We start from the raw sequence: 10,811 nt of genomic DNA, 5'->3' as shown, positions 1-10,811 counted from the left end.
ATCACTTCTCTACCGGGAGTTCCGCCTTTCTACCACCTGCCCACCCCGCCAGCTCGGCCTCGAGCCCAGCGTCCACCAGGTTCAGGAACAGGCTCTGAGGCCGGTTGGCCTGATCGCGAAAGGGATGTGGCGGCTTGCAATTCAAGGCCACGATGGTGCTGGTCGGGTGGGCCCTGGTTCACGACCCCACGACGTAGTATCCGCCGCTGAGTGCGTCCACGAGAATTCTGAGCTGCCGCCCGCCCAGCGTGCCGTCCAGCAACCAGTTGGGCTTCCAGAGCAGCTCGTGGTACTCGACTTCCTCGATGTCCATCCTGCTGACCAGGGGGGCGCGCCGGATTGTCGCGGTTCTGACGATCCGGGTGGAACGGCGCCGGGCTTCCTCGAAGCTGATGGTGTTCCAGCTGGGATCGGAGACCTGCGATTCCGCGGTGCGCAAGTCGACCGGTTCCAGCTGGGGCCAGGGGGCCGTGATGAAGGCGCTACCGGTGAGCCGGTCCACCAGGGTGTGCACCCGGTCGTCGTGGCGGCGGCCGGGCATGGGCCGGAGGCTTCGGTGCACGAACCCGGAGAACGGGTGGTGCCGCAGCGTCGCCGGGCCGGACCGCAGGCCCGGGGCCTTGGCGCGGACGATATCCCACGCCTGCTCCTCGCTAACGGCGGGCGCAAAGCCGGACGTCGTCATGCTCCGCGCCCCGCGATCTCGGCCTGGGCGGCCAGGTTGCGGTCCTGCCCCAGCATGAGGCCCGCGGGGATCGGCCCGATCCTCTTCGTCTCGTCCAGCGCCCGCTGGATGCGCTCGGGCACGGGGTGCGAGCCCTGGGTCGCGAGGCTGCCGACGACCATTGCGGCCGTGGAGCAGAGAATGCCGATCACCATCGGGTCCAGACCCGTGGCCGTCGACAGATCGGCGAGCTCCCAGCCCACGGAGCTGATCGTGCCCACGAGCATCGAGGTGATGGCCCCCACCGTGTTGGCCTTCTTCCACCACACCGCACAGATGTAGGCCGGTACGAAGGCGCTGCCCAGGACCGTCGTGGAGAAGATCACGACGGCGGCCACCGCCGGGGGCTCGACCGCCGCGATGGCGAAGCCCGCGACCGCGAGGAGCAGCACGATCAGACGGGACACCCACACCGATTGCCGGTCGGACATGTTGCGGTTGATGAACCGGGCATAAATGTCCTGGCTGGCGATGGTGCCCGACTGCAGCAGCAGGGCGTCGGCCGTGGACATGATCGCTGCCATGATCGCCGCCATCACGATGCCCACGGCGAACGGAGGCAGGACGGCGTCGGCCATCGCGAAGACGGCCGTCTCCGGGTTCGCCAGGGTCGGCACCAGCAGCAGGGCGAAGAGGCCGATCAGGTAAGGGCCCGGGATGAAGAGGAGGTTGAAGATCATCGAGTAGGCCCCGGCCGTGCGGGCCACGCTCGGCCGCTTCATCGCCATGTGGCTAACCACCACGTGCGGCCATCCCATGTAGCCGATGGAGAAAATCAGCAGGGCTCCGATGACGATGCCCCACTGGCCCTCGTAAGCGAGGCCCTGGCCCCACATCGTCAGCAACGTGGAGTCCAGTTCCGCGATCCTCTGGTTGCCCTGAGTAAGGCCCCCCACGGAGATGAGCGTGGCGATGAGGATCCACAGCATGCCGATGAGCATGATGATCGCCTGGACGAAGTCGGTGTACGCCACCGCCAGGTAGCCGCCCAAGAACGTGTACAGCACGATGATGCCAATGGCGACGGCCAGGGCGACGGGATAGGGCACCCCGGAGACCATCTCCAGGCCCCGTCCGCCCGCGATGAACTGGGCCAGGACGTAGAAGAAGATGCAGATAATCGCTATGGGTGCTGCCACGGCCCGGGTCCACCGGGAGGGGTAGCGATGCTCCAGGTACTCGATCGACGTGAGGGAGCCGAGGATCTGGGACAGTTTGCGCATGCGCCGACCTAGAACGGAGAGGTTGAGCACGCCTCCGCCGAGGTCGCCGAGGGCGTACCACATGCCGAAGTAGCCCTGGGTGTACCCGAGGGAGCCGGCACCCAGGAACATGTAGCCGGACATGGACGAGCTCTGCAGGCGCAGCGCCGTGACGCCGGGGCCGAGGCTACGTCCGCCGAGCAGGTATTCCTCGGCACCCTGGCTGCTGCGGCGCATGGTCCACACGCCGATTCCCACCATGGCGGCGAAGTAGACAACCAGGAAAACCAGTTCGATGCTCACTCCTCGACGTCCTTGTCCTCATGCTTCCAGTTGCGGGAGAGCCAGAGGAACCCCACGGTGTAGGCGACCCAGAAGGCAGGCACCGCCATGAGGACGAAGCCGGTGAAAGGTGGGAGGTTGAACATGACTGGTCTTCCTTTCCAGACGAGAATCGGGGGCGGGGTTCAGGACCTTGCGGCGGCGTGGTCCGCGGTGTGCATGTGGGAGTCCGCCACCTCCAGTGCCCAGTCGGTGATCTCCAGGCCGCGCACCAGCTCCTCCTCGGTGATCACCAGCGGGGGTGCCACATGCATCCGATTGAAGTGGGTGAACGGCCACAGCCCCGCGCTCTTGCAAGCCGCGGCGACCTCGTTCATCGGTGCGGCATCCGGGCCGGCGGCGTTGAACGGCACGAGCGGTTCGCGGGTCCGGGGATCCTTCACGAGTTCGATGGCCCAGAACATCCCGAGCCCGCGCACCTCTCCCACGGAGGGATGGTGTGCCGCCATGTCCTCTAGCCGGGGGCGGATCACCCGTTCGGCGAGGTCTTGGACGTGGGTCAGGATGTTCTCCTGCTCGAACGCCTCGAAGGTGGCCACGCCCACCGCGCACGCCAGGGGGTGACCGGAGTAGGTCAGGCCCCCGGGGAAGACACGCTCGTCGAAAGTCGCGGCAATGGCCTCGGAGATGACCACACCGCCCAGCGGGACGTATCCGGAGTTCACACCCTTGGCGAAGGTAATGAGATCGGGGACCACGCCGAAGTTCTCGACGGCGAAGATCGTGCCCGTCCGCCCGAAACCAGCCATGACCTCGTCGACGATGAAGACGATCCCGTACCGGTCGCACAGTTTTCGCACCCCGGGCAGGTAGCCGGGAGGCGGGACCAGGATCCCGTTGGTGCCCACGACCGTTTCGAGGATGATGGCCGCGATGGTCGAGGCGCCCTCCAGAACGATCACCTGTTCCAGGTGCTCCAGGGCCCGTGCGCACTCCTCCTCCTCGGTTTGGGCGTGAAAGGCGGAGCGGTACAGATATGGGCCGAAGAAGTGCGCGATGGCGGGGTCCCCCGGCTCGTTGGCCCAGCGGCGCGGGTCCCCGGTCAGGGAGATCGCTGTGCTGGTGGCCCCGTGGTAGGAGCGGTACTGGGAGAGGATCTTCCGCCTGCCCGTGTGCAGACGGGCCATTCGTGCGGCGTTCTCGTTGGCCTCGGCACCGCTGTTGGTGAAAAACACCTTGGCGAAGCCCTCCGGCGCCGCCTCCACGATCAACCGGGCGAGCTCGCCGCGGACGTCATTGGCGAACGCAGGCGCGATCGTGGCCATCCTGCCCGCCTGGTCCTGGATGGACTGCACCAGCCGTGGGTGTTGGTGGCCCAGGTTGAGGTTCACCAGCTGGGAGCTGAAGTCTAGGTACTCTTTGCCCTGGTAGTCCCAGAACGTCGAGCCCTGCCCCCCGGCGATGGGCAGCGGGTCAATTTTGGCCTGCGCGGACCACGAGTGAAAGACGTAGGAGTGGTCGTCGGCGCGTACGTGTGCCTCAATCTCGGGCGCGGCCGAGGAAGCGGCACCCCCGCGGGGGTCGGTCACGGTGTTCATGGCGTGCTCCTATTCCTGGTAACTTCAGTGGGTGGGGAAGCCCAGGTTGATCTGGGACTCCGAGGGCTCGGGCCAGCGAGTGGTGACGAGCTTGCGGCGGGTGTAGAAGTTGAAGGACTCCGGGCCGTACATGTGGGTGTCGCCGAACAGGGAGTCCTTCCAGCCGCCGAAGGAGAACGCGCCGATCGGCACGGGGATCGGGACATTGACCCCGACCATGCCGACCTCGATGTCGAACTCGTACTGCCGTGCGGTCTTGCCGTCGCGGGTGAACACGGCGGTGCCGTTGGCGAAGTTGTTGGCGTTGATCAGCTGCACGGCCTCGTCGTAGCTGTCCACGCGCACGACCGCCAGGACCGGGCCGAAGATCTCCTCGTCGTAGACCTTCATCCCCGGCTTCACATGGTCGATGAGCGAGACCCCGGTAAAGAAACCGTCGCCCTCGAACTCCTGGGCCGTGCCGTCGACGACGACGGTCGCGCCCTCCTCCGCGGCCCCGCTCACGTAGCCGTTGACCCGGTCCAGGGCCGCCTTCGTGATCAGCGGACCCATCTCCGAGGCCGGGTCGGTGCCCGGGCCGATAGTGAGGTTGCCGATGCGTTCGGTGATCCTCTCGATCAGCGGATCGGCCACCTCGCCCACGGACACGACCACCGAGATCGCCATGCAACGCTCCCCGGCCGAGCCGTAGGCGGCCGAGACGGCGGCGTCGGCGGCCCCGTCGAGGTCGGCGTCGGGCATCACCACCATGTGGTTCTTCGCCCCGCCCAGGGCCTGGACGCGCTTGCCGTGAGCCGCGGCGGTCTCGTAGATGTACTTCGCGATCGGGGTGGAGCCCACGAAGGACACGGCCTTCACCAGCGGGTTGGTCAGCAGCTCGTCCACGGCCACCTTGTCCCCGTGCACCACGTTGAGCACTCCCGGGGGCAGGCCGGCCTCGGCGAAGGCCTCGGCGATCCACACCGAGGCGGAGGGGTCCCGCTCGGAGGGCTTGAGGATCACGGTGTTGCCGGCGGCGATCGCGGTGGTGATCATCCACAGCGGGACCATGGCGGGGAAGTTGAACGGGGTGATGCACGCGACCACGCCCACCGGCTGGCGGGTTTGGTGGACGTCCACCCCGGTGGCGGCCTGCTCGAGGTACTCGCCCTTCATATGGTGCATCAGCCCGGTGCAGAACTGCACGTTCTCCAGGCCGCGGGCGATCTCCCCGGCCGCGTCGGAGAGGACCTTGCCGTGCTCGGCGGTGATGATCGCGGCCAGCTCCGGGGTGCGTGCGCGGATGATGTTCTCGACCTTGAACATGATCGCGCTGCGCTTGGCCATGCTCGTGGCCCGCCAGCCGGGAAGGGCGGCCTCGGCGGCCTCCACGGCCGTGGCGACCTCCTCGGCCGAGGCCAGCAGCACCTGCTTGGCCACCTGCCCGGTCGCGGGGTTGTAAACCGGCGCGGTCCGCTCGGACCCGCCTCGGCGGGCCCCGCCGACGAAGTGCTCGACGACGTTGCCGGTCACATCCTGGCCCACGCCCCCGGCGGTGTCCTGCGACGTGCTCGCGGCCTCGCGCTCGGCACTGTGCTTAGTGTCCTGGGCGTCCTGAGTCAAATTGCGGTCAGACATCTCTCGCAGCCTTTCGAGTGAAGGAAAGTGACAAAGTGTTCTGCATCACAAGTACGATTCAATGACCAGACTTGCACAGAATCTAGGTACGACATGAGAACAGACAGTGCGGATTCTTCGACGTTTCGGACGATCCGTCCGCCAGCGGCGGGCTTGCATATGCCCACCGTGCGCGAAGTCATTGAATCCCCTGAGGTGATGGCCGGGCGTCCTGAAGTCCTGGCCGGTTATGACCGGTTAGATCGGCCGGTTCGATGGGTCCACGTCATGGACGGACCCACGGTCGAGGGAATGCTGTCCGGGCAGGAGCTGGTGCTCTCTACGGGCGTGGGTTGGCCTGGCGAGGATGAGCTGCCCGACTACGTCACGGCACTCGTGAAAGCGGGGACGGCAGGGCTCGTTCTGGAATTGGGTTCCCGGTATCGCACTGTCCCGGCAGAGCTTACGTACGCCTGCCGGAAACGAGGTCTTCTGTTGATCGCCCTACACCAACGGGTCCGCTTCGTGTCCATCACCGAAGCGGTCCATCGCCGCATCCTCGCCGCCCAGATGGAAGCCCTGGAGGCCCGGGACGACATCCATGCCCTCTTCACCGAGCTCGTCCGCGTAGGAGCGCCCGCCGACCACATCGTCCATGAGGTGGCACGACTGCTCCGCGGCCCAGTGGTCCTCGAAGACCTCTCGCACCGTGTCGTTACCTACTCCCCGTTCGATGAGGATGTCAGTTCCCTACTGGCCGACTGGCGCAACCGGTCCCGCATAGCGCACGAACGCGGCAATCCGGCCCGATCCGTCACTTTCGTGGAGGCCCGGGGTAAAAGGTGGGGGTACCTCATCGCAATTCAAGAACGCGGTCATTCGGGCGGTGACGACTTCGTCCTGAGCCAGGCCGCCGTGGCGCTGTCCTTGGACCGTGCGACCAGCCACGGGACCGATGAATGGCTCCGACTTAGCCATCAGCAGCTCCTCGACGACGTCGTGGCACGGCGCCTCTCCGGCCTCGACGCACTTGCGCACCGCCTGACGGCCACGGGAATGACCCTCCACGGCCGGCACCTCATCGGTGTCTCCATGAGGCCACGCCGGTCCCGGACCGGGAGTATCACACCGCTGGACGCCGTCCGGGGGCGCAGCGCGGTCCTGACCGCCGCCGCGACCATCGGCGCCGACGCCATCTGCTCGCAGGTGGATCTCGGCATGCCGATGCTCTTGGCAGCCCTGTCCGTCCCGCGGAGGCATTCCGATCCGGATGCCGACGTCGATCGGCTGGCCGCCCACGTTGCTGCCGAGCTGGAGACCGACCTCGAATTGACGGCCGGATCGGTGGCTCACGACGTCCCGGGTCTGTTGAGCTCGCTCGACGAATCCATCGAACTTCTGCACCTGACGACCGCCGACTCACGCCGTCCCGCGGCGGGAACAGTGGTGCGCGCCACGGGCCAGGAGCTTCCGCTCCTCCTCAGCCGGCTCCGGGACGATCCCCGCGTACAGGAGTATGCGGAGCGGGTCCTGGGGCCCCTGCTCGCCTACGACGCCCGCCGTGGGACGGACTTGGTCCAGGTGCTCACCGCATACCTAGAGAATCCCGGAAACCGTACCCGAGCCGCGAGCAACAGCCACCTGTCCAGGTCGGTGTTCTACCAACGCATCGCCATCATTGAGAAGCTGCTGAATCGCTCCCTCGATGACGGCCACACGATCGCCAGCCTCTACAGTGCCGCCCTCGCCTATCGCCAGATGGGTGCTAGCGGACATGCCAATCTCCCTGTAGGCGGACACGTATCTCCCTGCTGACGGACAGCTGATCTCCCTGTTCTCAGCCCCCGGGGCCAGCCTCGTGTCGGTCCCTACGCAGACGTCCCTCCGGGTGTTCGCTCGAGGTCTCTGACCACCTGGAGCACCACCCGCCGGAGGGACGCATGAAGAAGTCTGACAGGGAGATCATGGAAATTCTCGAAGCCTACGACGCCACCGGTTCGGCGCACTCGGCCGCGGCCCTGGCCGGGGTGGACCCGAAGACGGTCCGCCGCTACGCCGCCGCCCGGGATGCGGGCCGGCCGGTGACCGGGCCGGGCCGCCGGCCCCGGATGATCGACGCCTACCTGCCGAAGATCGAGGAGTGGGTCGAGCGCAGCCAGGGCACGGTCCGCGCCGACGTCGTCCACGCCCGACTGGTCGCGGTGGGGTTCCCGGGGACCGAGCGCACCACCCGCCGGGCGGTGGCGCAGGTGAAGGCAGCCTGGCGGGCCGGGCACCGGCGCACCTACCGGCCCTGGATCACCGAGCCGGGTCTGTGGTTGCAGTTCGACTGGGGCGAAGGCCCGAAGGTTCCCGGGATCGACGGGACGCCGAGGCGCACGTGGCTGTTCTGCGCCTGGCTGGCCTGGTCACGCTACCGAGTGGTGATCCCGGTCTGGGACCAGACCCTCCCGACGTTGATTGGGTGCCTGGATGCGACTCTGGCGCGGATCGGCGGGGTGCCGACCTACGTGCTCACCGACAACCCCAGGACCGTGACCGTCGATCACGTGGCCGGGGTGCCGGTGCGCCACCCGCAGATCGTTCAAGCCGGCCGGCATTACGGCACCCAGGTGCACACCTGCGTGCCCTACGACCCCGAGTCCAAGGGCGGGTCGGAGTCCACGGTGCGCATCGCCAAGGCCGATCTGGTGCCCACCGAGGCGAACCTGCGTGAGCAGTACGCTTCCTTCGCCGCACTCGAGGCCGCCTGCACGGCGTTCTGCACCAAGGTCAACGGACGCACCCACCGGGAGTCGGCCCGGGTGCCCGCCGAGGCGCTGGCCGAGGAGCAGCAACGCCTGCACGTACTGCCGGCCGCTCCGCACACCACCGCCCTGGGGGTGACCCGCACGGTGGGCACCGACCAGACCATCCGGTTCGGCTCGGTGCGCTACTCCACCCCGCCCGGACTCGTCGGGGCGGGGTGTGGGTGCGGGTCGCCGGGGCCGAACTGGTGGTCATGGCCGACCTCGACGTCCTCCCCACGATGCCGGGCTGGGCCGCCGGCCGCGCCGGGCTCACCGAGGTCGCCCGCCACCGCCTCTCGACCCCGGGCAATCCACGGATCGACTTGGCCCACTACCCCGACCATCCCCAAGACCCCACTGGTGCCCCACGCCCGCCCCGGCCACGAGCCCGCAGCGCGGCGGAGAAGAACTTCCTAGCCTTGGGGGCTGGGGCGCACACCTGGCTGATCGAGGCCTCCGCGGCCGGGACCACCCGGATCCGGGCGAAGATGGCCGCCGCCGTTGAGCTCGCCGCCCTCATCGGGAACGGGCCCGTGGACGCCGCCCTCGGAATCGCCGCGGCCGCCGGGCGCTTCGGCGAGGGCGATCTGACCGCGATCTGCGACCACCAGGCCACCGGGGCCACCGCCGCCGAACTCGTGGCCGCCGACGAAACCCACTCCGCCCAGCCCGGCACCGCCGCCTGGGCGTCCTTCGGCGCCAGCACGACAACCAGCACAACCCCCACAACCGAGGAGACCGCTCAATGAACACGACCACCACCGCCCCTGCAGCACCGCCGCTGCCCGACGACCTCACCGCGGTGCTCAAGCGCATGCGGATGCCCTACCTGCGCACGGCCGCCCCCGAGGTGCTGGCCACCGCCCGCGCCCAGCGCTGGGACCCCACCGAGGTGCTGCGGGTGCTGCTGGCCGAGGAAGCCCGCGGGCGCGACGAGGCCACCAAAGCCGCCCGCCGCAAGGCCGCCGGACTGCCCGCTGGGAAGACCTTCGAGTCCTGGCGCGAGTCGGACTCTTCGATCCCGACCCAGTCGGCCTTGGCCACCCTGGAATGGGTGGGCCGGGCGGAGAACCTCGCGATCTCAGGGCCATCGGGCACGGGCAAGACGCACTTCCTCGAGGCCCTGGCCCATCAGGTCATCGACGCCGGGACGCGGGTCTCCTGGTTCACCCTCGAATCCCTGACCGCCGCGATCGGCCGGGCCGGGGCGGACGGCTCGATCGGCAAGACCATCGCCCGGATCACCCGGGCCGAGCTCATCGTGGTCGACGACATCGGGATGCTGCCCTCGGGCCAGGCCGCCGCCGAGGCCTTCTACCGCCTCGTCGACGCGACCTACGAACGCCGCAGCCTCGCCGTGACCTCGAACATCCACCCGGCCGGGTTCGACACGATCATGCCCAAGACCCTGGCCACCGCCGCCGTGGACCGGCTCCTGCACCACGCCCACGTCATCATCACCGAGGGCACCTCGCTGCGGCTCACCGACGCCACCGCCGGCCGCGGGGTCGTCCCACTGAACTGAGCGGCAGGGAGATCAGCTGTCCGCGGACAGGGAGATCACCTGACCGCCCACAAGGAAGTCCCGCTGACCGTTGACAATGGGAACGATGTAAGAATCGCAGCCGAGGGCTGTCCTGACTTCGGCTGCCTCCTGCATGTACGCGGAGCTCACGTGGGGGAACAGTGCGAGCAACCTTTACATATGGCCCGGTTCTCGGACACCAACCACCAGAGCGGCGTTGCATTTGGGGTTCCCTTCCGGCGACCTCGAGCTCCGGCTTGCTACGGCTCCATGGGGACGTGTTCTGCGATTCGGTGGATAGATTGAGCCCATGACCGATCTGGTTCGTTCCCTAGCACTTGCGCTGCTGGGACTCATGGTGACCGCCGCCCTGGTGGCCGGCATCGTCGCCCGGGCAAGTTTGATCGACCAAACCGGTTCGGACGGACACATTCTCATCATCGAGTGCCTCGGCCTGGCAGCCGGCTTGGCCCTGATCCTCTGGGGCCTCATGAACATGCTCATCACCTTGAGGCACCGGCCTCAGGGGTAGGGAGGGCATCGGGCCGAGAGTTTCGGGGCGCTCAGTGGCCCCAGTGCTACTCGTAGGAACAGCCCGTCGCAGTCGGGGTTGCTATCCGGTCGGTAGCTTGGGCTGGTCGATCTTGCCGGCCCAGAGCACGTCCCCGAACTGCGGGGTCCACGGTGCTAGGTCTTTCCGTGCTGGGGTCCTCACCCAGTGGGCGGGAGGAACGAGGTCACCGAGGAGGGACAGGCGGGCGTACTCCACCTACTGCGCCTTATCGGTGGGGCATGCCGGAGGGTCATAGACCCAGGCATATCGCGACCCGTCGGGGCGATGGAAGAACACCACCAAGTCCCCGGTCGGAGCGACGAGCATCGAATCCACGACGACTCCGTTGATGACCGGGGCCAGGTCCGCACTGGCCTGCCGATAGGCCCCTCGCCGTGGCCTAACCGCCTTTGCTTGTGGTTCCCCGCACATCGTGGACGCGGTGTTAGGCGGCTTGGGGTCGCGCTTAGGTGTATGAGGGCTGGACGTTAGTGACACCCTCCCGGACTCGAGATGCTGGTGGCCAGCCCCCTGCGCCGCCG

Annotated in this window: 9 protein-coding genes and 1 pseudogene; 4 read left to right on the top strand and 6 right to left on the bottom strand. The window is 67.8% G+C overall.

What is annotated here, in order from left to right:
* Positions 1-178: 178 nt before the first annotated feature.
* The 5 genes from RF646_RS13085 to RF646_RS13065 form a co-directional block, all read right to left on the bottom strand.
* Positions 179-541, bottom strand: coding sequence for a hypothetical protein (locus RF646_RS13085; RefSeq protein ID WP_368836217.1), 363 nt, complete (start codon positions 539-541; stop codon positions 179-181).
* A gap of 140 nt (positions 542-681) precedes the next feature.
* Positions 682-2,229 carry a sodium/proline symporter gene (locus RF646_RS13080; RefSeq protein ID WP_368836216.1) on the bottom strand — a complete coding sequence of 516 codons (1,548 nt, stop codon included), beginning with the start codon at positions 2,227-2,229 and terminating at the stop codon, positions 682-684.
* Positions 2,226-2,354, bottom strand: coding sequence for a hypothetical protein (locus tag RF646_RS13075; RefSeq protein ID WP_368836215.1), 129 nt, complete (start codon positions 2,352-2,354; stop codon positions 2,226-2,228). The genes RF646_RS13080 and RF646_RS13075 overlap by 4 nt, the downstream gene beginning before the upstream one ends.
* Before the next feature lie 39 nt (positions 2,355-2,393).
* Entirely contained in the window at positions 2,394-3,806 is a 1,413-nt protein-coding gene (locus tag RF646_RS13070; RefSeq protein ID WP_368836214.1) for an aspartate aminotransferase family protein, read from the bottom strand.
* Positions 3,807-3,830: 24 nt separating this feature from the next.
* Complete coding sequence (locus tag RF646_RS13065) at positions 3,831-5,423, bottom strand: CoA-acylating methylmalonate-semialdehyde dehydrogenase (RefSeq protein WP_368836213.1); 1,593 nt, start codon at positions 5,421-5,423, stop codon at positions 3,831-3,833.
* A gap of 93 nt (positions 5,424-5,516) precedes the next feature.
* Between RF646_RS13065 and RF646_RS13060 the strand changes: the two genes are divergently transcribed.
* The 3 genes and pseudogenes from RF646_RS13060 to istB all read left to right on the top strand — a co-directional run bounded on the left by RF646_RS13060 (position 5,517) and on the right by istB (position 9,716).
* Entirely contained in the window at positions 5,517-7,217 is a 1,701-nt protein-coding gene (locus tag RF646_RS13060) for a PucR family transcriptional regulator (RefSeq protein WP_368836212.1), read from the top strand.
* A 125-nt stretch (positions 7,218-7,342) separates the two neighbouring features.
* Positions 7,343-8,940 (top strand): annotated as a pseudogene (gene istA, locus RF646_RS13055) (IS21 family transposase).
* A complete protein-coding gene (gene istB, locus RF646_RS13050) occupies positions 8,937-9,716 on the top strand; it encodes an IS21-like element helper ATPase IstB (RefSeq protein ID WP_368836211.1) in 780 nt (259 codons plus the stop codon). Before istA ends, istB begins: the two are co-directional and overlap by 4 nt.
* A gap of 12 nt (positions 9,717-9,728) precedes the next feature.
* Here istB and RF646_RS13045 read toward each other — a convergent pair whose 3' ends face one another.
* Positions 9,729-9,866 carry a hypothetical protein gene (locus RF646_RS13045; protein WP_368836210.1) on the bottom strand — a complete coding sequence of 46 codons (138 nt, stop codon included), beginning with the start codon at positions 9,864-9,866 and terminating at the stop codon, positions 9,729-9,731.
* 160 nt (positions 9,867-10,026) lie between these two features.
* On the opposite strand from RF646_RS13045, the gene RF646_RS13040 reads away from it, so the two are divergent.
* Complete coding sequence (locus RF646_RS13040) at positions 10,027-10,248, top strand: hypothetical protein (protein ID WP_145007980.1); 222 nt, start codon at positions 10,027-10,029, stop codon at positions 10,246-10,248.
* The last annotated feature ends 563 nt before the right edge of the window (positions 10,249-10,811 follow it).

The organism is Kocuria sp. CPCC 205261 (assembly GCF_040981025.1).
In the GTDB taxonomy this organism is placed as follows: Bacteria; Actinomycetota; Actinomycetes; order Actinomycetales; family Micrococcaceae; genus Kocuria; species Kocuria marina.
Note: the sequence above shows the minus strand (reverse complement) of the source record. Positions and strands in the feature narration are given on the sequence as shown.